This window comes from Streptomyces sp. NPDC015125 (assembly GCF_043080045.1).
Taxonomy (GTDB): Bacteria; Actinomycetota; Actinomycetes; order Streptomycetales; family Streptomycetaceae; genus Streptomyces.
In genome coordinates, this window is record NZ_JBIBVF010000004.1 from 348,176 (window position 1) to 373,801 (window position 25,626).

Below are 25,626 nucleotides of genomic sequence, written 5' to 3' on the forward strand. Positions count from 1 at the left end.
CCGCAGAAAGGGAGATTCGATGACGAACTCTCCTCCGCGTTCGCTGATCACACGCCTGGGTATTCCGCCGACCCTCGCCTGGGGATACCTCGGACTCCTCCTCTTCATGATCGGAGACGGGGTCGAGTCCGGCTACCTCTCGCCCTACCTCCTCGACCAGGGCATCTCCGAATCCCGGGCGGCGCTGCTGTTCACCGTCTACGGAGTCGCCGCCGGTATCGCCGCCTGGCTCTCCGGGGTGCTGTCCGAGCTGTGGGGGCCGCGCCGCGTCATGTGGACCGGCCTGGGCATCTGGGGCGCCTTCCAGTTGCTTTTCCTGCTCGCCGCCATTCCGCTGACCAGCTACCCGATGATGATGCTCGCCTACGGGCTGCGCGGACTGGGGTATCCGCTGTTCGCCTACGGGTTCCTCGTCTGGGTCGCCGGAGTGACGCCGCGCGCCCGGCTCGGTACGGCGATGGGGTGGTTCTGGTTCGCCTTCACCGGTGGCCTGCCCACGCTCGGCTCGCTGGTCGCCGGCGGGCTCATTCCGCATATCGGCGCCTACGCCACGCTGTGGGCCGCGCTGGTACTCGTGGCCGCGGGCGGGCTGATCGCGCTGCTGCTGGTCCGTGACGACCACGGTGCCCGGCGGCCCGGCAGCGCGGGGGAGGGGCCGGTGGCGACTCTGCTCGGCAGCGTCACGATTCTGTGGCGCAACCCCAGGGTCGGGGCCGGCTCGGTGGTCCGGGTGATCAATACTGCCTCGCAGTTCGGCTTCTTCGTGATCATGCCGATCCACTTCACCCGGACGGTCGGGTTCAGCCTCACCCAGTGGCTGCATCTGCTCAGCGCCATGTTCGCCACCAACATCTTCGCCAACCTGCTGTTCGGCGTGGTCGGCGACCGGTTCGGCTGGCGCCGCACCATCGCCTGGTTCGGCGGTGCCGGCTGCACGCTCAGCACCCTGCTGCTCTTCTACGTCCCGGATGCGGCCGGCCCCGACTTCCCGCTCGCCCTCCTGGTCGCCGCCTTCTACGGCGCTACGCTGGCAGGTTATGTACCGCTATCGGCGCTGGTGCCCACCTTGGAGCCGAAGCACCAGGGGCAGGCGCTGGCCGCCCTCAACCTGGGCGCGGGAGCCAGCACCTTTGTCGGCCCGGCCGTCGTCGCGGTCTTCGTCGGACCGCTCGGCGTCGAAGGGGTGGTCTGGATCTTCGCGGGGATGTACGCGGTGAGCAGTGTGCTGGCCCACTTCCTGAAGCTGCCGGACGAGCCGGGTACGGCGGATGCGCGCGGCGCCGCCGCCGAGCGCGGCGATGCCCCGGAGGACACCGCGGCCGGCGCCGCCCCGTCCCCGGCGTGAGAGGACCCCACTGATGTCCGTACTGACCATCGATGTCGGCACCACGGTGATCAAGTCCGTGGTCTTCGACGACCAGGGCACCGAGATCGCCGTCGCCCGCCGGGCCACCGAGGTGCTGCGCCCGCACCCCGGCTGGGCGGAACAGGACATGGACGCCGTCTGGGACGCCGTCGTCCACACCGTCCGCACGGTCCTCGACGGGCTGTCCGACCCGGTCCGGCTGGTGTCCTTCACCGCCCAGGGCGACGGCGCCTGGCTCGTCGACGACCGCGGCCGGCCCACCGGACCCGCCCTCCTGTGGTCCGACGGCCGGGCCGGGGACCTGCTCACCGGCTGGCAGCAGGGCGGCGTCCTGGAAGCGGCCTTCCGCCGCAACGGCTCGCTGACCTGCGCAGGAATGCCCAATGCCCTCTTCGGCTGGCTCGCCGCACACGACCCGGACCGGCTGGCCCGCTCCGCCACCTCGCTCACCGCCGCCGGCTGGCTCTTCCTGCGCTTCACCGGTGTGCGCGCCAGCGATGAATCCGATGCCTCCGCCCCGTTCCTCGACCACGCCACCGGGGACTACGACCCGTACCTCCTGGAGCTGTTCGGCCTCGGGGAGTACGAGCGGCTGCTGCCCACCGTCCTCGGGGAGTCGCAGCGGATCGCCGAGATCACCGGCGCGGCGGCGGACGAACTGGGGCTGCCGGCCGGGCTCCCGGTCGTGATGTCCCCCTACGACATCGCCGCCACCGCCCGTGGCGTCGGCGTCGTCAACCCCGGCCAGGCCTGCAGCATCCTGGGGACCACGCTGTGCACCGAGATCGTCCGTACCGATATCGACACCGGCGGCGAACCGTCCGGTATCCACATCGCCTACCGGGGCCGCGAGCGGGTGCTGCGTGCCTTCCCCACGCTCAACGGCGCCGAGGTGCTCGGCTGGGCGGCCCGGCTGCTGCAGCTGCCGGGGCCGCCGGAGCTGGCGCAGCTGGCCTTCGAGTCGGAGCCGGGCGCCCGCGGGCTGATGTTCCTGCCCTACCTCTCCCCGGCCGGTGAGCGGGCCCCCTTCCTCGACCCCGGCGCCCGCGGCACCTTCTGGGGCCTGTCCCTGGAACACACCCCCGCCGATCTGGCCCGCGCCGTCTTCGACGGGCTCTCGCTGGTCCTGCGGGACTCGCTGGCCGCCGCCCGTACGGACGTCAGCGAGCTGCGGCTGTGCGGCGGCGGCGCCAACAGCGACGCCTGGTGCGCGCTGATCGCCGATGCCACGGGGGTGCCCACCGCCCGCTCCGGCGACACCGAGCTCGGCGCCAAGGGCGCCTTCCTCACCGGACTGGTCCGCACCGGCGCCGAGACCAGCATGCACAGCGCCGCCGCCAAGTACGTGCGGATGCAGCGCAGTTGGCAGCCCGAGCCGGAGCGCGCGGAATTCTATGCCGCGCTGTACGAGGACTTCCTCGGCTGGCGGGCGCGCGCCCGGGAGGCCGGCTGGCGGGGCGGCGCGGTCTGGCGGGGGAGCCCCCGCCGCCGGGCCGAGGCCCCCGGCCGGCCGACCGAAACCACCGGCCACCCCGTCACCCCTGGAGGCTCCCGTGACTGACCCGTGCCGCAACAGCCCTCCCCCTGCCCTCGACGGCATCTGGCTCGGCCTCGACCTGGGTACCCAGAGCGCGCGCTGCGTCGCCGTCGACGGCACCGGACACCTCCTCGCCACCGCCGCCCGCCCGCTCACCGGCCGGCGCGACGGCAACCGGCACGAGCAGGACCCCGAGGAGTGGTGGAGCGCCCTGGCCGCGGCGTGCCGGGAGGCCATGGGGGAGGTCGACACCCGGCGGATCCGCGGGCTGGCGATCGACGGGACCTCCGGCACGATCCTCTTTGCCGACGCCCACGGCACCCCGCTCACCCCCGGGGTGATGTACGACGACGGGCGCGCCGCCGCGCAGGCCGCGGCCGTCAACTCCGCCGGGGAGGCGGTCTGGCAGGAGCTGGGCTACCGCAGCATGCAGCCGTCCTGGGCGCTGCCCAAACTCGTCCGCCTGCTGGAGGACGCCCCCGCCCTCCGGTCGGGCGTCCGGCTGCTGCACCAGGTCGACCTGGTGACCTGGCGGCTGGCGGGCCATCAGGTCGCCGCCGACGCCAGTCATGCCCTCAAGACCGGCTACCACCTCGTCGAGGAGCGCTGGCCGCACCGGGTGATGGCGGAACTGGGCGTACCCGAGGGCGTGTTGCCCGATGTCGTACGCCCCGGCAGTGTGCTCGGCTCCGTATGCGCTGCTGCCGCCGAGGTCACCGGCATCCCCGAAGGAACCACCATCGTCGCCGGGATGACCGACGGCTGCGCCGCGCAGCTGGGCGCCGGGGCGCTTGCGCCGGGCGCCTGGAACTCGGTGCTCGGCACCACCCTCGTCCTCAAGGGAAGCAGCCCGCAGCTGATCCGTGACCCGGCGGGCGTCGTCTACTGCCACCGGGGACCGGGCGACAGCTGGCTGCCGGGCGGCGCCTCCAGCAGCGGCGCCGGGGTCATCTCCCGGCACTTCCGCGATGCGGACCTGGATGCGCTCACCGCGCAGGCCGCGGCCCTGGACAATCCGGACGCGGTCGCCTACCCCCTGGTCGCCGGCGGCGGCGAACGCTTCCCCTTCCGCGCCCCGGACGCCGAACCCTTCCTCCTCGGTCACGTCCCCACCCGTGCCGCCGAGTTCCATGCCTATCTGCTCGGTGTCGCCTGCCTCGAACGGCTCTGCTTCGACTACCTCGACCACCTCGGCGCGCCCGTCGACGGGCCGCTCACCCTCACCGGCGGCGGCGCCCGCAACGCCTACTGGTGCCAGTTGCGCGCCGATGTCCTCGGCCGCCCCGTACGGCTGCCGCAGCAGGCCGAGGGCGCCCTCGGCATGGCCGTCCTCGCCGCCACCTCCTCCGGCGCCGGCCTCCAGGAAGCCGCCGCCGCCATGGTCCGCATCGACCGGGAGCTCGCGCCCGCACCTGCCCGCACCGCCCGCTACACCCCCGTCCACCTCCGCTTCATCGACGCACTCACCCGCCGCGGCTGGCTCGACCCCGCCGTGGCCGACCACGCCCGCAGGAGGGCAGCACCGTGACCGACTTCGTCCTCGTACGCCATGGCGAGACCGTCTGGCATGCGGAGAACCGCTACGCCGGCCGCACCGATGTGCCGCTCACCGACCACGGCCGCGAACAGGCCGCCGCCCTCGCCACCTGGGCCGCCACCGCCGGCCTCACCGCCGTCCACAGTTCCCCGCTCTCCCGGGCCCGCCTCACCGCCGCGCCCGCGGCCGCCGCCTGCGGCCTGGCCGCACACACCGACGAGCGGCTCTACGAGCTCGACTTCGGCCAGGGCGAGGGCCTGACCAGGGACGAGATGCGCGGGCGCTTCCCGGAACGGCTGGCCGCGTTCCTCGCCGACCCGGTGGAGAACCATCTGCCCGACGGGGAGCACCCGCGCCGCGCCGCCGAGCGCGCCGCCGACTGCCTCGCCGACCTCGCCCGCGAGCAGCCGGACGGCCGGATCCTGGTCGTGGCGCACTCCACCCTCGTCCGGGTCCTGCTCTGCCACCTGCTGGGCATCCCGCTCGCCGATTACCGCCGGGTCTTCCCCGTGCTGCACAACGGCGCCCTCACCGAGATCCGCATCGAGAACGGGCGCACCGCGCTGCTCAGCTTCAACTCCCCGGCCCTGAACCGGGTCCCCTCCCACCACTGACCGTCGTCCGGCCCCCGCACCGCCGCCCCCGCACCGCCGCCACCGCACCGTCACCGCCGCCCCCGCCCTTCAGGAGAAGCCCTCATGAGCACCACCGTCCTCGCCGCCGGCAACCACTTCATCCGCCCGGGCCTGTTCACCCGGGCCGTGCACGAGGCCGCCGGGGACACGCCGCTGGATGTGCGCGAGATCCAATTCGACTGGCCGCACACCCCCTTCGGCCCGGTCGCCGAGGTCATCGAGGCCTCCGGCACTGAGGACGAAATGATCGAGGCTCTGCAAGGCGTCGAGATCTGTGTCACCGAGCACGGCCCGCTCACCGAGCGGATTCTCGCCCACTGTCCCGATCTGAAGCTGTTCTGCACCAGCCGCGGCGGCCCGGTCAACGTCAACATCGAAGCCGCCACCCGGCACGGTGTCGCGGTCTGCTACGCCCCCGGCCGGAACGCCACCGCCACCGCGGAGCACACCCTCACCCTGATGCTGGCCGCCGCCCGCGGCGTCGGCGACACCCACACCGATCTGCGCCGCGGCGTCTGGCGCGGCGACTACTACGACTACGACAACTGCGGCATCGAGATCGAGGGCGCCACCGTCGGGCTGATCGGCTTCGGCGCCATCGGCAGCCGGGTCGCCAAGGTGCTCGCCGCCATAGGTGCCCAGGTCCTCGTCCACGACCCCTACGTCCGCCCCGAGGCGCTGTCCGGCCTCGCCGAACAGGTCTCGCTCGACGCACTGCTGACCCGTTCCCGCATCGTCTCCCTGCACGCCCGGGTGACCGAGGAGACCACGGGCATGATCGGGCGCACGGAGATCGCCGCGATGCCCCGCGGCGCGATCCTGGTCAACTGTGCCCGCGGAGCGCTCCTCGACTACGACGCGGTCTGCGATGCCCTGGACTCCGGACAGCTCTCCGGCGCCGGCTTCGACGTCTTCCCCGAGGAGCCGCTGCCCGCCGGCTCCCGGCTGCTGACCGCCCCCGGCGTGGTGCTCACCCCGCACATCGCGGGCGGCAGCCAGGAAGTCGCGCACAAGGCCGCACGGATCGCCGCTGCGGAGGCCGGCCGCTATCTGCGCGGCGAGCCGCTGGTGCACTGCGCCAACCATGGTGTATTTCAAGCCAGTTGAGAGGTGGGGAACCGGTCTTCGAGTGTGTGTTCGCCCAGGTGGCGGGGTGGTGGCGGAGGTGACACGGCACCTGGGTGACCTTGGCGGAATCAACTACCGCCTGATGCACGTGCGTTGACAGTGCATGGGAGTGGCTCCACCATGCAACGCGGTATCAGCGGGTCAGGGCCTGCCTTTCGCATCTGACCGCTGGTCACCGCAGGTGGCAGTGGTAAGCGTGTCCGCCCCCAGCAGAAGGAGCGCCCGTGGCCCCCTGGCCCCCTCTCCCCGGCACCCCCCACTCCGGCACCCCGCTGTCCGGCACCCCGCTCTCCGGCCGTGACCTCGTCATCGTGCTCTCGCCCTTCGAGGAGCCGGGCGAGCGGATCGTCGTGGCTGCCGAACGCGCCGGCGCACTCGGACTGCTGGACCTCGGCAGGGACGCCGCTGCCGCGCGCGACGCGCTCGCCCGGCTCGGCCGATTACGCCACGGTGTGCGGGTACCGGTGGGGTGTCCGCTCACGCCCGCCGATCTGCCCGACGGGACCGACACCGTGCTGCTCGCCGACCCGCGGGCGTACGCGGCGGACCCGCGGGCGTACGCCGCCGGCCCGGGCACGGCCCCCGCTCCGGACGACGCGGTCTCCGGTCCGGACGAAGCGCCCCTCGGTCCGGACGAAGCGCCCCTCGGTCCGGACGAAGCGCCCCTCGGACCGGACGACTGGGCACGCGGCGGGCGGTGCCGCGTATGGGCCGAGATCACCACCCCCGAGGAGGCCGTGGCGGCGTGTGCTGCCGGTGCCACCGCGCTCGTCGCCCGGGGTCACGAGTCGGGCGGCCGGGTCGGCGAACTCACCACCTGCGTCCTGCTCGCCCGCGTACTGGCCGACCCGGCCGTGACGGTCCCCGTGCTCGCCGCCGGGGGGATCGGCCCGCACACCGCCGCCGCGGCCGTCGCCGGCGGAGCGGCCGGGGTGCTGCTCGACTCCCAGCTCGCGCTCACCACCGAGGGAGCGGCCCGGCTGCCCCGCGCGGTCGCCGACGCCATCCGGGCCATGGACGGCAGCGAGACCACGCTCGTCGCGGGCCACCGGGTCCTCACCCGCCCGGACCTCACCGCCCCCGCGGCGGCCGCGGGCGCCGGAGGAGACCGTGCCGGGGCCACCGCGACGGATCCCGACCCCGCCCGCATCGCCGCCCTCCTCGGTGCCCGGGACCTGCAGGCCCAACTACTCCCCATCGGCCAGGACGGGGCGTTCGCCGGCCGGCTCGCCGCCCGGCACCGCACCACCGGCGGCGTCGTACAGGCGGTACGGACCGCCCTCACCGAGCACCTCGTCGCGGCGGCGCGCACCCGGCCGCTCGCGCCGCGACCCGGTGCCCGCCATCTCCCCGTGGCCCAGGGGCCGATGACCCGGGTCAGCGATGTGTCCGCCTTCGCCGCCGCGGTCGCCGCCGAGGGCGGACTGCCCTTTCTCGCCCTCGCCGTCATGGACGGGGAGCAGGTGCGCCGGCTGCTGGCCGAGACCGCCGGGCGGCTGGGCGAGCGGCCCTGGGGCGTCGGCCTGCTGGGCTTCGCACCTCCCGAACTCCGCCGCGAACAGCTCGCCGCCGTGGCCGAGTTCGCCCCCGCATACGCGCTCATCGCCGGTGGCCGGCCCGCCCAGGCCGCGCCGCTCGAAGCGGCCGGTACCCGGACCTACCTCCACGTTCCGGCCCCCGGCCTGCTGGAGCGCTACCTCGCCGAAGGCGCCCGGAGATTCGTCTTCGAAGGGCAGGAGTGCGGCGGCCACATCGGCCCCCGGGCCAGCTTCCCGCTGTGGGAGGAGCAGATCGAGCGGCTGACCGTCCACGCCCGGACGCACGGTGGGACGGCCGAGGACCTGGACCTGCTCTTCGCGGGCGGCATCCACGACGCCCGCTCCGCCGCCATGGCAGCCGCCGCCGCGGCCCCGCTCGCCGGGCTCGGCGCCCGTATCGGCGTCCTGATGGGCACCGCTTACCTCTTCACCCAGGAGGCCGTGGCCACCGGAGCCGTCCTGCCCGGCTTCCAGGACACCGCCCTGGCCTGCGACCGGACCGTCCTGCTGCGGACCGCACCGGGCCATGCCACACGCTGCGCCGAGACGGCCTACGCCGAGGAGTTCACGGCCGCCGGACGGCGCCTCGCCGCGCAGGGCACGGACCCGCGCGCCCGGTGGGAGGAACTGGAGCGGCGCAACCTCGGACGGCTGCGCCTGGCGAGCAAGGGCCTGCGCCATACGGACGGCGGGCGGCCCGCGCCGGTGGGGGAGCGGGAACAGCGCCGGGAGGGCCTGTACATGCTGGGCCAGGCCGCCACCGCCCGCAGCGCCACCACCACCGTCGCCGCGCTGCACACCGCCGTGACCGAGGGGGCCACCGCGCAGCTCACGGCCCGGGCGGAGCAGCTCACGACCCCCGACGGGCAACCGGACGGACACCGGGGGCAGGCGGCGGAACCGCTGGACATCGCCATCGTCGGCATGGCGTGCTGCTATCCGGGCGCGGCCGACGCCGCCCGCTTCTGGTCCAACATCGTCTCCGGCGTCGACTCCGTCACCGAGGTACCCGCCGAGCGCTGGGACACCGGTACGTACCACGATCCGGACCCCGCGCGGGCGGGCGAACGCACCCCGTCGCGCTGGGGCGGCTTTCTCCCCGCCATCCCCTTCGACGCCCTCGCCCACGGCATCCCCCCGGCCTCCCTCGCCGCCATCGAGCCGGTGCAACTGCTCGCCCTGGAAGCGGCCGCCAAGGCGCTGGCGGACGCCGGATACGCCGAGCGTGACTTCGACCGGGCCCGCACCAGCGTCGTCTTCGGCGCCGAAGCGGGCACCGAACTGGCGGGCGCCTACGGCCTGCGCGCACTCCACCCGGCCTACCTGGGGGCCCTGCCGCCCGAACTCGACGCCGAACTGCCCCGACTGACCGAGGACTCCTTCCCCGGCGTCCTCGCCAATGTCATCGCCGGACGCATCGCGAGCCGTCTCGACCTGGGCGGCGCCAACTGCACCGTGGACGCCGCCTGCGCCTCCTCGCTCGCCGCACTCGACCTGGCCTGCCGCCAACTGCGCGACCACGACAGCGATATGGCACTGTGCGGCGGCGCCGATGTGCACAACGGCATCAACGACTACCTGATGTTCGCCTCCGTACGCGCCCTGTCGCCCACCGGCCGCTGCCGCCCCTTCGACGCGGCGGCCGACGGCATTGCGCTCGGCGAGGGTGTCGGCGCGCTGGTCCTCAAGCGGCTCGCCGACGCCGAACGCGACGGCGACCGGATCTACGCGGTCGTCAAGGCCGTCGGCACCTCCAGCGACGGGCGGTCCCTCGGGCTGACCGCACCGCGGCCCGAAGGCCAGCGGCGGGCCCTCGAACGCGCCTACCGGCGCGCCGGGATCAGCCCCGCCGAGGTCGGGCTCCTCGAAGCCCACGGCACCGGTACCGTCGTCGGCGACACCGCCGAACTCGGTGTCCTGACCGACGTGTTCGACGCCGCGGGAGCTGCCCCGGGCAGCTGCACGCTGGGCTCGGTCAAATCGCAGATCGGGCACACCAAATGCGCGGCCGGCCTGGCCGGGCTCATCAAGGCCGCCCGCGCCGTGCACACGGGCGTACGGCCGCCGACCCTGCATCTGACCCGGCCGGCCGCGGACACCGGACCGTTCCGCTTCGACACCGGGAGCGCCCGGCCCTGGCCGGTCCCCGTGGGACGGCGCTTCGCCGGGGTGAGCGCCTTCGGTTTCGGCGGCACCAACTACCACGCCGTGCTGGCCGGTTACGACGGTGCGCCCGAGCCCGCCCACGCCCTGACGCACTGGCCCGCCGAACTCTTCTGCTTCCGGGGGGCCGACCGCCCCGCCGCCGTACGGGCCATGGAGCGGCTCGCCGCGCGGCTGGCGGACAACGACGCCGCCGGGCGGCCGTGGCCGCTGCGCGACCTGGCCGCCGAGACCGCCGCGGCGCACGGGCCGGTCCAGGTCTGCGTGGTGGCCGACGACCTCGACGATCTTGCCGCCAAACTGGCAGCCGCCCGCCGGTTCGACGCCGCCGAGGGGGTGTATCCGCGCCGCCGGGACGCCGACCCCGGTCTGGTCTCCTTCCTCTTCCCCGGCCAGGGAAGTCAACGCCCGGGAATGCTGAGGGAGTTGTTCCTCGCCTTCCCCGCCCTGCGCGGCCTCCTGGACGAGGCCGAACCGGAGTGGGTCGCGGCCATGTTCCCGCCCACCGCCTTCACCCCCGAGCGGCGGGCCGCCCAGCAGGCCGCCCTCACCGACACCCGTGTCGCCCAGCCGGCGCTCGGTCTCGCCTCGGCCGCCGCGCACCGGCTGCTCACCACGCTCGGCGTGCGGCCCGACTGCACGGCGGGGCACTCCTACGGCGAGCTGACCGCACTGTGGGCCGCGGACGCCTATGACACCGGGACACTGCTGCGGCTCAGCGCCCGCCGCGGCGAGGCCATCCTCGGGGCCGCCGGGGACGACCCCGGCGCGATGGCCGCCGTCGTGGCCGCTCCGGAGCGCGTCAGGGAGCTGCTCCACCCGGCCGGGGTCGTCGTCGCCAATCACAACGCGCCCGAACAGAGCGTGATTTCCGGGCCCACGGATGCCGTGGAATCGGCGGTGGCGGCACTGCGCGCGGCCGGTGTAGAGGCGCGCCGGCTGCCGGTGGCCTGCGCCTTCCACAGCCCGCGACTCGCCGCAGCGCGCGACGTGCTCGCCGCCGAACTGTCCGCGGCGCAGGTGGCCGTGCCCGCCTTCCCGGTCTGGTCCGGCGCCACCGCCCGCCCGTACGGCCGTGCGGCGTCCGCGGTCCGTGCCACGCTGGCAGACCAGGTCGCCGCACCCGTGCGTTTCGTGGAGCAGATCGAGGACATGTACGCCGCCGGGGTGCGCACCTTTGTGGAGGCCGGGCCCGGCCGGGTGCTCACCGGTCTCGTCGGGCGCATCCTGGACGGCCGGCCGCATACGGCTGTGGCGCTGGACGTCCCGGGCGAGCCGGGGCTGGCCCGGCTGCCGCACGTACTGGCCCGGCTCGCGGCGGCCGGGGTCCCGATCGCCCCGGAGGCCCTGTTCCACGGGCGTACCGAGACGCTGCCCGCGGTCGCACCGCGCCGCCCGGGGTGGCTGGTCGACGGGCATCTGGTGCGCACCGCCGACGGCGCCTGTCTGCCGGGCGGGCTGCGCCCCGCGCGACGTGTGGACCCGGGGCGGGCCGGCGAGGGTGCGGCGTCCGGGGGCGGCACCGCATCCGGTGTCGTTGCCGGTGGCCTTGCCGGTGACGTTGCCGGTGGTCTTGCCGGTGGCCTTGCCCGGCAGGGTGCGGTGCTGGAGTATCTGCGGGCCTCGCGAGAGCTCATCGCGGCCCAACGGGACGTGGTGCTGCGGTATTTGGGGGATACAGAGGGGGCGGGGGATGCAGGGGAGGCCGCTGCGGCCGCACCGCCGAGGACCGTGCCCGAGCAGTTCGCCCCGTCGTACGCCGCATCCGTCGGGGCCGGCGCGGGGGGCGAAGTCGACGCAGGGGCCGACGCAGGGGCCGATGGCGGGTTCGGGGCGGTCGAAGCCGCCGTCGGGCCGGCGCGCGGCACCGCGGCACGGCCTCTGAGCCCCGCCGAACTCCTCGATGCCGTACGGGAGGTCATTCACACCCGGACCGGATATCCGCACGAGATGCTCGAAGCGGGGCTCGACCTGGAGGCCGACCTCTCGGTGGACTCCATCAAGCGCGTGGAGATCATCGGTGCGCTGGCCGCCCGGATCGGACTGCCGCAGGACGCCGACGGGGCCATGGAGCCGGCGGTGGAGCAGCTCTCCCGGGTCAAGACCATCAGCGGCATCGTCGACTGGATCGCTGCTGCCCGCAGCGAGGCCGCACCGGAGACACCCGCCTCGCCCGAGCCGGCAGCGGCCCTCGCAGGGGCCGGTCCCGCTGCGGGCCTCGCAGGAGCCGGTCCCGCAGCGGGCCTCGCAGGAGCCGGTCCGGCAGCGGCCCTCACCGGGGGCGGCTCCGCACCGGCCGCTTCCCTGCCCGAGCTATCCGATCCTCTGTCCGAGTTGTCCGAGTTCCCGCCGCCCGCCACGGTGCACCCGCCCGCCACGGTGCACCCGCGCACCACCGTGCACCCGCGCACCACCGTGCACCGGCGCACCACCGTGCACCCGCCCGCCAGGGCCGGGTCCGGGGCCGGAGCCGACAGCGCCCCCGTGCCGCAGCGCCCCACCCGCTACCTGGTCCAGGCAGCGCCCCTCGGCCCGCCGGCGAGCCGGCCACCCGCCGAGGTGGTGGCGGGCAGCGACTTCGCCGTGGTGGAGGACGGCCAGGGCGTGGCGCTCGCCCTCACCGCCCTTCTGGAGAGCCATGGCGCACGGGTCCGCACCGTGCCCGCCGAGCGGCTGGCCGAGGTCACCGCCGACGGGGTGGGAGGACTGGTGGACCTCAGCGCCCTGCGGGCGGGCCGCGGTGCGGTACTGCCCGGACAGTACGCGGGGCTGCGCACCGCCCTGACCGGCGGAGCCCGGTGGCTGCTGCTGGCCACCGCGGCCGGCGGCACCTTCGGCCAGGACGCCACCGAGGACGCTCCCGATCCCCTGCCCGGCGCCGGGCTGCGCGGCTTTGCCCGTACGGCGGCCCTCGAATACCCCGGCGTCCTGATCCGCGCCGTGGACATCGACCCGAAGGACCGCCCCGAACGCATCGCGGCCCACCTCCTCGCCGAACTCTGCGCCCCCGGCCAACCGGTCGTCGTCGGCCGCACCAACGGCACCCGCACCACGTTGCGCACCGTTCCCGCGCCACTGCCGCACGACCCGCCCGCCACCGGCCGGCCGGTGCTCGACGCGGGCTCCGTGGTGCTGCTGACCGGCGGCGCGCGCGGCATCACCGCCCGTACGGCGCACGCCCTGGCCCGCGCGCACGGCTGCCACCTCGAACTCCTCGGGCGTACGCCCCTGAACGAGACCCCCGAGGACCCGGCGCTCGCGCATGCCCACGACCGCATCGCGCTGCGCGCCGCCCTCCTCGCCCAAGGGCTGCGCAGACCGGCCCGGATCGAGGCGGCGGCCACCCGCGTCCTGGCCCGCCGCGAGGTCACCGGCACCCTCGCCGCCCTGGAACCGCTCGCCGCTTCCGTGCGCTACCACGCGGCCGATGTCACCGACGCCGCCGCCGTCCGCGCCGTGGTGCAAGACATCCGGGACCGGCACGGCCGGCTCGACGGGATCGTGCACGGCGCAGGCACCCTGGAGGACAAGCTGCTGCGGGACAAGGACCCGGCCTCCTTCGCGCGGGTCTTCGCCGCCAAGGTCGACGGCGCACGCCATCTCCTGGAGGCCGCCGGCGAGGACACCGGCTTCCTGGTCCTCTTCGGCAGCGTCGCCGGGGTCTTCGGCAACCGCGGCCAGGCCGACTACGCCGCCGCCAACGACGCCCTGGACACCCTCGCCCGGGCCTGGTCGGCCCGTACGGCCGGGCGCGTCCTCGCCGTCGACTGGGGGCCCTGGGCGGCCGACGGGGGCGGCATGGTCACCCCGGAGCTGGAGCGGGCCTACGCCCGCCGGGGCATCCCGCTCCTGGACCCCGGTGCCGCGGCCGACGCCTTGCTGGCCGAGCTGGCCCACGGCGCCTCGCCCCAGGTCGTCCTGATGGCGGACGCCGGCGGGGAGGCGGCGGGCGATGAGTGACACCGGTGCCCGGCGGACCGGGCCCCGCCCCACGGACGCCGCGATCGTCGGCATGGGGGCGCTCTTCCCCGGTGCCGGTGATCTCGCCACCTACCGGCGTAACCTGCTGGCCGGCACGGACTGCATCACGGAGGTGCCACCCGGCCGCTGGGACCCCGAGATCTACTACGACCCGCACGGCGCCGAGGGCCCCGCCCGCAGCGACCGTTTCTACTGCCGGCGGGGCGGCTTCCTGGACGAGCTCGCCGCCTTCGACCCCACCCGCTTCGGCATCATGCCTGCCACCGTCCCGGGAGCCGAACCCGACCAACTGCTCGCGCTGCGCGTCATCGCCGACGCCATCGCCGACGCCGGCGGCCCGGAGCGGCTGCCCGCCGACCGCTCCCGTATCGGGGTCATACTCGGCCGCGGCGGCTTCATGGGCGTGGCCACCGCCCGGCTCGACCAGCGGGTCCGAACGGCCCACCAGCTCGCCGTCACCCTGCGCGAACTGGCCCCGGAACTGGGGGAGCCGAAGATCTCTGCGCTGCGCGACGCCTTCCAGGAGAGCCTGGGCCCCGAACGGCCGGAGGCGTCCATCGGCCTGGTGCCCAGCTTCACCGCTGCCCGGACCGCCAACCGGCTGGACTTCCGCGGGCCCGCCTACACCCTCGACGCGGCCTGCGCCTCCTCGCTGCTGGCCGTGGCCCAGGCCGTCGATCTGCTGGCCGCCGGGCGCTGCGACAGCGTGGTCGCCGGAGCCGTGCACCACTGCCATATCGCCACCCTGTGGAGCGTCTTCACCCAGCTGCGGGCCCTGAGCCCCACCCAGTGCATCCGCCCCTTCGACCGCCGGGCCGACGGCACCCTGCTGTCCGAAGGCACCGGCGTCGTCCTCCTCAAACGCCTGGCCGACGCCGAACGCGACGGGGACCGGGTCTACGCGGTCATCCGCGGGGCGGGAGTGGCGGGGGACGGGCGCGCGTCGAGCCTGATGAACCCCCGGACGGAGGGGCAGACCAGGGCGCTGCAGCAGGCCTGGGGCAGCGCCGGCCTCGATCCGGAACACCCCACCGCACTCGGCCTGCTGGAGGCCCACGGCACCGGGACCCCGGTCGGGGACGGCGCCGAACTGGACACCCTGGCCAGGGTGTTCGGGCCTCCTGGCGCGGGCCGGCCGCCAGTCGGTCTGGGCTCGGTGAAGTCGATGCTCGGCCACACCATGCAGGCCGCCGGGATCGCCGGACTGATCAAGGCCGCCCTCGCCGTGCACGACCGCACCCTGCCGCCGACCCTGCACCTGGACGAGCCGCACGAGGGCCTGGCACGGACCCGGATGCGTCCGGTCACCGAGGCCGAACCCTGGGACGCCGGACGGGCACCCTTACGGGCCGGGGTCAACGCCTTCGGCTTCGGCGGGATCAACGCCCACGTCATCCTGGAGGAAGCCCCGGGTTGCCGGCCCGCCGCCGAGCCGCCCGTGCCCCGCACCTCCCCGCTGCGGACGGCGGAGCCGGAGCGCACCGTACTGCTCGCCGCGCACTCTCCCGCCGAACTGGCGGAGAAATTACGGAAGGTGGGAGAAGGGGAGGGAGCGGGCGCAAGGGAGAGGGCGGGGGAGAGGGACACGGGCACCGGCGTCCCCGCGGAGGACGGCCCTTGCCGTCTCGCGCTCCTCGGCCCCACCCCGCAGCGCCGCGCCCTGGCCGCCAAGATCCTCGCCCGTGGACTGCCCTGGCGGGGGCGCGGTGAGGTGTGGTTCACCCCGAGCCCCTTCTTCGGACCGTACGCCCGGGAGGCGGGAGCGCGGCTCGCTTTCGTCTTTCCGGGACTGGAAGCCGAGCCGCCGCCGCTTGTGGACGACATCGCCGACCGGATGTCCCTGCCGCGCCCGGCGGTCTCCGGAGGCAGCAGCCTGGTCGAGCGGGCCGTCGACTCCCTCGCCGTCGGCCGGCTGCTCGCCCGCGCCCTGGCCGAACTGGGCGTCGTCCCTGATCTGCTGACCGGCCACAGCCTCGGGGAATGGACGGCCATGGTGGTCGCCGGAATGTACCCGCCGCAGGCCGTGGACACCTTCCTCGGCTCGCTGCGGCCCGGCTCCCTCGCCGTGCCCGATCTGGTCTATGCGGCCCTGGGCTGCGGTGCCGCACAGGCGGCCGCGGCACTGGAAGGTCTGGAGCGGGTGGCGGTCAGCCACGACAACTGCCCGCACCAGTCGGTGATCTGCGGCGCTCCGCAGCAGCTGGCCGAGGCCGTCCGCAGACTTGCCGCACAGGGCGTACGGGCCCAGGAGATGCCCTTCCGCTCCGGTTTCCACACGCCGATGTGGGCGCCCTACCTCGACCAGGTCGGCGCCGCCTTCGACGCCCTGCCGCTGCGGGACCCGCACGTCCCCGTATGGTCGGCGACGACCGTCGCGCCCTTCCCCGAAGATCCTTCGGAGGTCCGTGCGTTGGTGCTGCGGCACCTCCTGGAACCGGTCCGCTTCCAGCATCTGACCAGGCGGCTGTACGAGACGGGCGTACGCGCCTTCGTCCAGATCGGCGCCGGCAGTCTTACCGGCTTCATCGGCGACACCCTCCACGGGGAGGGCCATCTCGCCGTGGCGGCAGCCGGCACCCGCGGCGAGGGAAGGGCGCAACTCCTGAAAACTGCCGCCGCGTTGTGGGCCGAGGGGCTCGATCCGCGCTGGGAGCGGCTGGCTCCGCCCGTCGGCGCCGCCCCGGCCGCCGACCGCGCCACGGGCCCGGAGGGGGCCGGAGCATCGGTCCGGCTCGATCTCGGCTCGCCGCTGGTCCGCCTGGGCGGGGCGGCGCCGGGGGGCCGGCTCTTCGCGTCCGCGAGCCCTCCCCGACCCCCGAACCCACCCCCCGCCCCCTCCCCCGAAGGGGGAGGAGGGGGAGGGGGCGGGGGAGCGCTGCCGGACGAAGGAGGGCTGCCGGGCGAAGGAGGGGGAGGGCGAGGGGGCGGCGGAGCGCGGCCGGACCAAGGGGGAGGGGGCGGCGGACCGCTTCCGCACCCCCGGTCGTCCGTCGCGGACCCCGTCCGGCAGGCCCTGGACGCCGTCCTCGCCGAAACCCGGGCCGCCACCCGCACGGTCGCCGCCGCGGCCGCCCGGCCCGCCCCGGCACCCGTCGTCGGCCGCACCGCCGGTCCGTCCCCCGTACCGGTCCCTGGCGGCAGCGCCGGTGCGTCCCCCGTACCGGTCCCTGGCGGCACCGCCGGTGCGTCCCCCGTACCGGTCCCTGGCGGCACCGCCGGTCCGGCCCCCGCACCGGGCCCCCGCCGCACCGTCCGCCACCTCTCCCTCGGCACCCTCCCGTACGTCCGCGACCACTGCGTCTACCTCCAGCCCGACGACTGGCCGGAGCCCGCCGACCGCTTCCCCGTCGTCCCCATGACCACGCTGCTGGAACTGGCCGCCGAGGCGGCCCAAGAGGCGCGGCCCGGGCTCACCGTCACCGGCTACTCCGACGTCCGGGCCCTGCGCTGGCTGCCGGTCGCCCCGCCCGTCGACCTCACCGTCATCGCGACCCCGGCCGACGGCGGCCGGGTACGGGTGAGCCTGGGCGACCACGCCACCGTCACCGTCCATCTCGCGGCACATCACCCGTCTCCGCCACCCCCCGGCCCCCCGGCCCTGACGTCCTGCGGGCCGGCGCCCGTCAGCGCCGAGGCCCTCTACCGGGACCGGTGGATGTTCCACGGCCCGGCGTTCGCCGGGGTCCACGAGGTCAGCACGCTCGCCGCCGACGGCATCCGCGGAACGCTGCGCGCACTGCCCGCCCCCGGCGCCCTCCTGGACGCCGCGGGCCAGCTCCTCGGCCACTGGATGCAGCTGAAACTCACCGGTGACCGGCTGGTCTTCCCCGCGACCCTGGACCGGGTTCGGCTCTACGGGCCCCCGCCCCCCGAGGGCGCGCTGCTGGCGGCCACCGCCCGGATCCGTGAGGTGGGTCCCGGCTCGGTACGCGGCGATGTGGAGCTGCGCGGCGCCGACGGCGGCGTATGGGCGGACCTGGAGGGCTGGACGTACCGGCGCTTCGGTGCCGACGAACGGGTGTGGCCGATGAAGTTCACCCCGGAGGTGTGCGGCATCGGCGAACCCCGGCCGGGCGGCTGGTGCCTGGCCCGGCGCCGCTGGACCGACCCCGCCTCGCAGGAGCTGGTGATGCGCCGCTATCTGGGCGCCGCCGAACGCGCCCGCTACGAACGGTGCGCGCCGCGCGCCCGCGCGGGCTGGCTGCTGGGCCGGATCGCCGCCAAGGATGCGGTCCGAGAGCTGCTGTGGGAGTCGGGAGCAGGTCCCGTCTTTCCTGCCGAGGTCTCGGTCGGCAACGACCCCCACGGCCGCCCCAGGGCCGAGGGCCCGCTCGCCGCCGGCCTCCACCTCTCGCTGGCGTACAAGGACCACGTCGCGGTCGCCCTCGCCCACCGGTCGGGCCCCGTCGGCATCGACATCGAGCCCGTCACCGACGATCCGCGGGCCCTCGAACAGATCGCCCTCACCCCGGCCGAACGCCGCCTGGCGGACGGCCTGCAGGCCCGCGAGGCAACCGGAGGGACGGGCCGCGCCTACTGGCTCACCGCCCTGTGGTGCGCCAAGGAGGCCGCGGCGAAGGCGGCGGGCAGCGGCCTCGGCGGCCGGCCGCTGGACTGGGCCGTGACATCCGCGCCGGGCGGCGCGCTGCGGGTGGACTCCCCGGACGGCCGGCCCCACCTCGTCCACCTCGACTCCGTCCACGACCTGTCCGCGCACCATGTCGTCGCCTGGACCGGGCCGCCGCCCGTGCCCCGTACGGGCACCGACACCCCCACTTCCACGGAGGCCACCCATGGCAGCTGACCCGCTCCCCGAGCGCACCGGGACGATCCTGGCCGAGATCACCGACATGCTGGTGAGCGTCGTCGGCGACGAACTGCTCGTCGTGGGCGAGGTCACCCCCGCGACCACCTTCAACGACGATCTGGCGCTGGAGAGCATCGAGTTCGTCGCCCTCGCCGAGCTGCTGCAGCAGCGCTACGGCAGCTCGGTGGACCTCCTCGGCCTCCTCGCGGCGAAGGACATCGACCAGATCCTGGCCATGACGGTCGGCGAACTCGCCGTCCACATCGACAAGGCCACCGCCGCCGACCAGGCCTGCGCGGGCTGAGCGCAGCCGTGTCCCTGACCCCCGCGGGCGGGCTGCGCCTGCACACCCAGCGGCTCCCGGGCCGCGGCGACGGCCCCACGGTCGTCTTCCTCCACGGTCTCGTGATGGACAACCTGTCGAGCTTCTACTGCACCCTGGCGGGCCCCGTATCCCGCGCCGGTCACCCGGTGCTCCTCTACGACCAGCGCGGACACGGCCGCAGCGACCGCCCGCCCGGCGGCTACGACAGGGACACCGCGGTCGCCGACCTCGCCGCCCTGCTCGGCTCCCTCGGCCTCGACCGCCGCCCGGTCCATCTGGTCGGCAACAGCTACGGCGGAGTGCTCGCCCTGCACACCGCGCTCGTCCGGCCCGAGCTGGTCGCCTCGCTGGTGCTGATCGATGCCCAACTGACCGGCGACTGGGTGGAGAACATGACCGACACCCTCTCCGTCGCGGCCCTCGGCCTGGAACACCGCCGCCTGCCCGAGCAGCTGGCCGCGCTCGGGCGGCGCAAGGAGTCCCGGCTGACCGCCGGTGCCGACGCCCTGCTCAACCGCACCTCCCTGATCGAGGACATCGCGGCGGGCGCCGCCTTCACCTCCCGCGACTTCGCCCGGCTGAGGTGCCCGGCCCTCGCCGTCTACGGAGAGCACTCCGAACTCCTCCCCGGAGCCCGGGAACTCGCGGCCGGCGCACCGGACTGCGACCTGTGTGTGCTCCCGGGCGTGGGACACACCGTGCTCAACGAAGCCACCGAACGGCTCTGCGCCGCCGTCCTGGAACGACTCGGCGACGGGGCCGGGATGGTGGCCCGATGAGAGTGCTGTTCGTCGTGCCGCCGCTCGCCGGACACGTCAACCCCACGATCGCCGTCGCCGCCGAACTCACCGCGCGCGGCCACCGGGTCGCCTGGGCCGGACCCGCCGCGGCCCTGGCGCCCCTGCTCCCCGCGGGCTGCCTCCTGTATCCGGCGGGCGACCGGAGCGGGGGCGACGGCATCGACGTCCTGCACGGGCGGTGGCGCGATCTGCGGGGCATCGCGGCCCTGCGCTTCCTGTGGGCGGACGTCCTCCTCCCCCTCGCCCGCGCGATGCTGCCCGGGGTGCACGCGGCCGTCGAAGCCTTTGCGCCCGACGTGCTGGTGGCCGACCAACAGGCCCTGGCCGGGCCGCTGGTGGCGCGGCGCCACGGTCTGCCCTGGGCAACTTCGGCGACCACGACGGCCGAATTCACCCGGCCCTTCGACGGGGTCCCCAAGGTGGGGGAGTGGGTGGCACAGCGCATCGCCGCACTGCTCGCCGAATGCGGCGCACCCGGTGGCTGGGACCCACGCTTCTCCCCGCACCTCGTCCTGGTCTTCTCCACCCCCGCGCTCATCGGGGACGGCGGACCGGCCGGCGACGGGGCCCGCCCGCAGGCACCGGCCGCCGGCGGAACGGAGGCGGTGCCCCGTCCCGAAAGAGGGCGGTATCCGTCCCACTACGCCTTCGTCGGGCCCGCCTTCGGCGCCCGACCGTCCCCCGGAGACTTCCCGTGGCACCGGCTGGACCCCGGGCGCGCGCGGGTGCTCGTCTCCCTCGGCACCCTCAACCGGGAGGCGGGCGCCCGCTTCTACCCCGCGGTACTGCGCGCCGCGGACGCCCTCGCGGACCGGGTGCAACTGATCCTGGCGGCCCCCGCGGACCTCGCCGGGACCGTCCCGCACCATGTGGTGCACCAGGAGTACGTCCCCCAGCTCGCCCTGCTGCCGCACCTCGACGCGGTGCTGTGCCACGGCGGCCACAACACCGTGTGCGAGGCGCTCGCGTACGGACTGCCGCTGGTGGTGGCGCCCGTCCGCGACGATCAGCCGATCGTCGCCGGTCAGGTGACCGGGGCCGGGGCGGGGGTGCGGGTGCGGTTCGGCCGGGCCCGTGCGGACGAGCTGCACCAGGCGCTGGCCGCCGTTTTGGACAACCCGGCCCACCGCCGTGCGGCCCGCCGTATCCAGGCGTCGTTCGCCGAAGCGGGCGGCGCCCGAGCCGCGGCCGACCGTCTGGAGAAGCTGCCGGCCGACGCCGTGCCCCCCGGGACATCCGGCGCCACGCACCCGGCGCATCCGGCGCCCGGCACCCCGGCGCCTCCGCCGGCCCGCACCCCGGCCCGCACCCCGGCCCGTCCACCGTCCGCCGTCCGGCGCCCCGGCCCGCCCGGACCCGGCACCGCCCCCACCGAGACCGAGACCGAGACCGAAACCGAGAAGGGACCGTGAGCCCGATGACGCGAGCGCACCGTTCGGGAGGCCGCACGCGATGGGTGGCGGCCGCCGCCGTGACGGCTCTGGGGGCGGGCACCGTGCGCGCCCGCCGCAGGCTCGCCGCGCTGCCCGTGCTCGATCCCGCCCCGGCCCAGGACGCCCCGCGGCCGCCGCTGCCCGGCTGGCACCTGATCACCGCCCCCGGCGTCACGGCCGACGCGGCGACCCTGCGCGCCGCCGCCGACCACGCCGTACGCGAAGGTCTGTGCGTCGTGGACCTGATTCCGGCGCGCCTGGATGCCGAGAGCGCCCTCGGTCTGCTCCGGCTGCTCGACCCCACCTCCCACCGCACCGACCGGTGCGCCCCGGGGCACGGCGCGGGCCACGCCCTGCTGGTGGCCGATGACGTCCACCGGCGGGCCGGACTCGACGCCGCGGCCCCGCCGCGTTCGGCGGCCGATCTGCTCCGCCTCGTCCGCACCCTCAAGGAGTACGCTCCCGATGCCACCGGCTGGGCGCTCGCCCCCGGACTGACCGGCCCGCCCCCCGACCCCGCGCGGCACGCCGAGGAGCTCCGCGCCCGTGGTCTGCCGCCCGCCCTGCTGTCCACCGCCCAGCTCGCGGGTCTCGCCCTGCTGGTGAAGTGCCTGCACTCCGCGCCGCGTTGGGGTGCCGCGGCGGCCGCTCTGTACTGGCTGCAGCCCGCCGCCGTCCTGGGCCCGGTCCGGGGACCGCGCCCCGCAGGTCTCGCCCGCGCCACCGCCCTGCGTCCGCTGCGCGCCCTGTCGACCGCACTGCGGACCCTCGCCACACCGGCCGCCGAAGAGCCCGGCGCCGTCGGCGACGCCGGGCGCCGAGCCGCGTACGCCGGCGCGCTCGCCGGCGGCACGGACCGGTTCTTCGAGCCCCGCCGCCCGGACTGCCCCTGGTGCTCGGCACCCGGACCCGCGGTGCGGCTGCGCACGCCCGACCTGCTCCAGGGCAAGCCCGGCCGGTTCACCCTGGAAGAGTGCCGCCAGTGCGGCCACATCTTCCAGAATCCCCGGCTCACCCCGGACGGACTCGACTTCTACTACCGCGACTTCTACGAAGGCCTCGGCGGTGACGGCGCCGCCCTGGTCCTGGGCCGGATGAGCGGCACCTACCGCGACCGTGCCGAACTGCTCCGGCCCTTCACCACCCCCAGGGCCTGGCTCGATGTCGGAACCGCTGCCGCCCACTTCTGCAACGCCGCCCGCGCCGTATGGCCCGACACCCGCTTCGACGGGCTGGACATGGGCGAAGGGGTCCACGAGGCCGAACGCCGGGGCTGGATCGACACCGCCTACCAGGGCCAGTTCCCCGACCTCGCCGACCGGCTCGCCGGCCGCTACGACACGGTGAGCATGCACCACTACCTCGAACACACCCGGGATCCGTTCGCCGAACTCGACGCCGCCGTCAAGGTCCTGGCCCCCGGCGGCCATCTGCTGATCGAACTCCCCGATCCCGAGTCCCGTGTCGGCCAACTGCTCGGCCGCTACTGGCTGCCCTGGTTCCAGCCCCAGCACCAGCACCTCATGCCCGCAGGAAACCTCAAACAGGCCCTGGCCGCACGGGGGTTCACCGTGCTCGCCGAGCAGCACGGCGCGGCCCACCAGCCCAACGGCGACTTCCTCGGCGCCGTCGCCCTCGCCGCGAACGGGCTCGCCCCCGACCCGCACGCCCCCTGGTCCACCGTTCCCCCGACCCCGGCCCGCCGGGCCGCCCGAAGCGCCGTACAGGCCATGGCAGTGCCCTGTTACGCCGCCGCGCTCGCCCTCGACGGCCTGCGCACCGTGGTGGCCCGGGCCACCGACGGCGGCAACGCCTACCGGCTGCTCGCCCGCAAGGAGCTGGGGTGAGCGCGGTGGACCTGGCCCGCCGTACCACGGCGGACCCGCTGCTGCGCCTGCTCTCCCACAGCTTCTCGATGGCGTACCACCGGCCGCCCGGCGCGGTGTGGCGGGCCCCGTACGCCGTCCGGGTCTCCGCGTCCGCCTTCCGGGTCTCCGTCCCCGGCGCCGTCCCGCCCGGCCCGCCGGGTACCGGCACGACGCCAGGATCCGACTGGTTCGCGGCGGCCGGCCACTACGTGGATGTGGCCGTCGCCCCGCGTGCCGACGGGATGCTGCGCTGCGGCTCGCTCAACCACCCGGCGGAGACCGCCGAACTCCCCCTCACCGGACCGGCTGCCCGCGCCCCCGACTGGGCCGTCCGCCCGTACGCCGTGCTGCGCAGCCTCGCCGCCGCCGGTTGCGGCCGGGGCGGCGCCGATCTGCAGCTGAACGCCCCCTTGCCCGAGGCCGTGGGGCTGCCCGTCGCCGAACCGCTGGAGTGCGCGGTCGCACTGGCCGTCTCGGGTGTGCACGCCGACCGGGGCGGGGACCCGCCGACCCGCCCGCAACTGGCGCGCCTCCTCGGCTCCGCCGTGCCCGGCGATGACGGGCTCCGCCGGGCCGTCCTCTTCGCCCGGGCCGGCCACCTCCTCGCGGCCGACGGCCACACCCATCAGCCGCTGCGCGCCCCTGACGGCGCTACGGATGCCTGCCTGCTCCTTCTGACGGCCCGTCCCACCACCGACGGCGCCGCGGGTACCGGCGACGCCACCCCCATCACCCCCATCACCCCCATCACCCCCATCACCTCCATCACTCCAATCACTCCCATCACTCCTGCCCCCGCCTCCTCCCCGGCCACCGGCCTCGCCACTGCGGTAGGCGAGGCCCTGCGCGCCGGTGCCTGGTCCGCCTGGTGGCCCGGCGCCCGCCCGGGCCGCAGTGTGCTGCTGCTGGTGCCCCCGGACCGGCGCGCGGCGGTCCGGACCGCCACTGCCGAGGCCTTCCGGCGCTGCGACCTGCCCGTACCCCGCCTCCTGCGGATCGCCGTCGTGGACGCGGCCCGCCGCGAAGACTGACGACCACGACCACGACCACGACTTCGACCTCGATCACCACCTCGATCACGATCACCACCTCGATCACGATCACGATCACGACTTCGACCTCGATCACGACCTCGACCACGGCATCTACGGCACGGAGGGAGACCTGATGAAGCGCACAGCGGTCCAGCTGCGCAGGGCGCTCGTGGCGGTGCTCGGCGCGCTCGGCCTGACGTTTGCCGCCGCCACCGCCGACGCCCGCACCACGCCGGACGGTACGACGGTCCATGCGAGCGGCAGCGGCATCCGGGCCGCCGCCCTGCCGGCCTACGACCATGTCGTGATCGTCGTCTTCGAGAACAAGCAGTACGGCGAGATCATCGGCAACGCCGCCGCGCCCTACCTCAACCAACTCGCCCGGGAGGGCGCCGACCTGACCGGTATGCAGGCGCTGACCCACCCCAGCCAGCCGAACTACTTCAACCTCTTCTCCGGCGCCACCCAGGGGATCACCGGCGACGGCTGCTACACCGCGCAGTCGATGACCGCGCCCAACCTCGGCCAGGAGCTGCTCGCTGCCGGCAAGACCTTTGCGAGCTACAACGAGGGCCTGCCGAACGAGGGCTCCACGACCTGCGCCGACGGCCGCTACGCCCAGAAGCACAACCCCTGGTTCGCCTTCAAGAACGTGCCCGTGAACACCGGCAAGACCTTCGCCCAGTTCCCCCAGGACGACTTCACCCGGCTGCCGACCGTCTCCTTCGTCATCCCGGACATGTGCAACGACATGCACGACTGCGGCGTCGGCAGCGGCGACACCTGGCTCAAGAACAACCTCGCCTCCTACGCCCGGTGGGCCAAGGAACACAACAGCCTGCTGATGGTGACCTGGGACGAGGACAACTACCTCGGCTCCAACCGGATCGCGACCGTGTTCCACGGAGCCCATGTCGCACCGGGCAGCGTCGGCGGCGCCTACAACCACTACAGCCTGCTGCGGACGGTCGAGGACATGTACGGCACCGGGCACGCGGGCAATGCCGCCACCGCCGCCCCCGTCAGCGGCGTGTTCGACACCGGCGGCACCGAGCCGCCCGGCGGTGACCTGAAGCTCACCGCCCCCGGCCCGCAGACCTGCCGCTTCCTCCAGGACTGCACCGTCCAACTGACCGCCACCGGCGGCACACCCCCGCTCACCTACCGCGCCACCGGCCTGCCGCTGGGCCTGGGCGCCGACGCCCCCGGCGGCCGGATCGGCGGCAGACCCTGGCAGACCGGTACCTTTCCGATCACCGCCACCGTCACCGACTCCCGCGGCGCCACGGCCACCGCAGCCTTCCCGCTCACCGTCAACTGGTTCTGAAAATCCGCACCTTCGCGGCATGTGCGAACAGAGGAGCCACAAGCGCCGCGGCGGCAGCCGCAGTTGTAGCGGAGATCGTCTTCAGCGCGAAGTGAACCGGAGGTAGCCCGGTACCGTCTGGTAACAACCGGAGCCGGGCATGCGATC

Annotated in this window: 13 protein-coding genes; all 13 read left to right on the forward strand. The window is 75.0% G+C overall.

Annotated features, from left to right (window positions below; translation table 11 throughout):
- Positions 1–19 precede the first annotated feature (19 nt).
- The 13 genes from ACF088_RS13710 to ACF088_RS13770 all read left to right on the forward strand — a co-directional run bounded on the left by ACF088_RS13710 (position 20) and on the right by ACF088_RS13770 (position 25,479).
- Positions 20–1,345, forward strand: coding sequence for an MFS transporter (locus tag ACF088_RS13710; protein ID WP_392375880.1), 1,326 nt, complete (start codon positions 20–22; stop codon positions 1,343–1,345).
- A gap of 13 nt (positions 1,346–1,358) precedes the next feature.
- Positions 1,359–2,927, forward strand: coding sequence for an FGGY family carbohydrate kinase (locus tag ACF088_RS13715; RefSeq protein WP_392375882.1), 1,569 nt, complete (start codon positions 1,359–1,361; stop codon positions 2,925–2,927).
- Positions 2,920–4,431, forward strand: a complete 1,512-nt coding sequence (locus ACF088_RS13720) for an FGGY-family carbohydrate kinase (protein WP_392375884.1) — start codon at positions 2,920–2,922, stop codon at positions 4,429–4,431. Before ACF088_RS13715 ends, ACF088_RS13720 begins: the two co-directional genes overlap by 8 nt.
- A complete protein-coding gene (locus tag ACF088_RS13725; protein WP_392375885.1) occupies positions 4,428–5,054 on the forward strand; it encodes a histidine phosphatase family protein in 627 nt (208 codons plus the stop codon). Before ACF088_RS13720 ends, ACF088_RS13725 begins: the two co-directional genes overlap by 4 nt.
- Positions 5,055–5,138: 84 nt before the next feature.
- Positions 5,139–6,182 carry a 2-hydroxyacid dehydrogenase gene (locus ACF088_RS13730; protein ID WP_392375886.1) on the forward strand — a complete coding sequence of 348 codons (1,044 nt, stop codon included), beginning with the start codon at positions 5,139–5,141 and terminating at the stop codon, positions 6,180–6,182.
- Positions 6,183–6,511: 329 nt separating this feature from the next.
- On the forward strand, positions 6,512–13,864 hold the full coding sequence (locus ACF088_RS13735; protein ID WP_392376022.1) for an SDR family NAD(P)-dependent oxidoreductase: 7,353 nt from the start codon (positions 6,512–6,514) through the stop codon (positions 13,862–13,864).
- Complete coding sequence (locus ACF088_RS13740; protein ID WP_392375888.1) at positions 13,857–18,689, forward strand: beta-ketoacyl synthase N-terminal-like domain-containing protein; 4,833 nt, start codon at positions 13,857–13,859, stop codon at positions 18,687–18,689. Before ACF088_RS13735 ends, ACF088_RS13740 begins: the two co-directional genes overlap by 8 nt.
- Entirely contained in the window at positions 18,679–18,996 is a 318-nt protein-coding gene (locus tag ACF088_RS13745) for a phosphopantetheine-binding protein (RefSeq protein WP_392375889.1), read from the forward strand. The genes ACF088_RS13740 and ACF088_RS13745 overlap by 11 nt, the downstream gene beginning before the upstream one ends.
- Positions 18,997–19,004: 8 nt before the next feature.
- Complete coding sequence (locus ACF088_RS13750; RefSeq protein ID WP_392375890.1) at positions 19,005–19,796, forward strand: alpha/beta fold hydrolase; 792 nt, start codon at positions 19,005–19,007, stop codon at positions 19,794–19,796.
- Complete coding sequence (locus ACF088_RS13755) at positions 19,793–21,229, forward strand: glycosyltransferase (protein WP_392375892.1); 1,437 nt, start codon at positions 19,793–19,795, stop codon at positions 21,227–21,229. Before ACF088_RS13750 ends, ACF088_RS13755 begins: the two co-directional genes overlap by 4 nt.
- A gap of 5 nt (positions 21,230–21,234) precedes the next feature.
- Entirely contained in the window at positions 21,235–23,097 is a 1,863-nt protein-coding gene (locus tag ACF088_RS13760; protein WP_392375893.1) for a class I SAM-dependent methyltransferase, read from the forward strand.
- Entirely contained in the window at positions 23,094–24,149 is a 1,056-nt protein-coding gene (locus ACF088_RS13765) for a galactokinase (RefSeq protein WP_392375894.1), read from the forward strand. Before ACF088_RS13760 ends, ACF088_RS13765 begins: the two co-directional genes overlap by 4 nt.
- Positions 24,150–24,285: 136 nt before the next feature.
- Positions 24,286–25,479, forward strand: coding sequence for an alkaline phosphatase family protein (locus ACF088_RS13770; protein WP_392375896.1), 1,194 nt, complete (start codon positions 24,286–24,288; stop codon positions 25,477–25,479).
- Positions 25,480–25,626 lie beyond the last annotated feature (147 nt).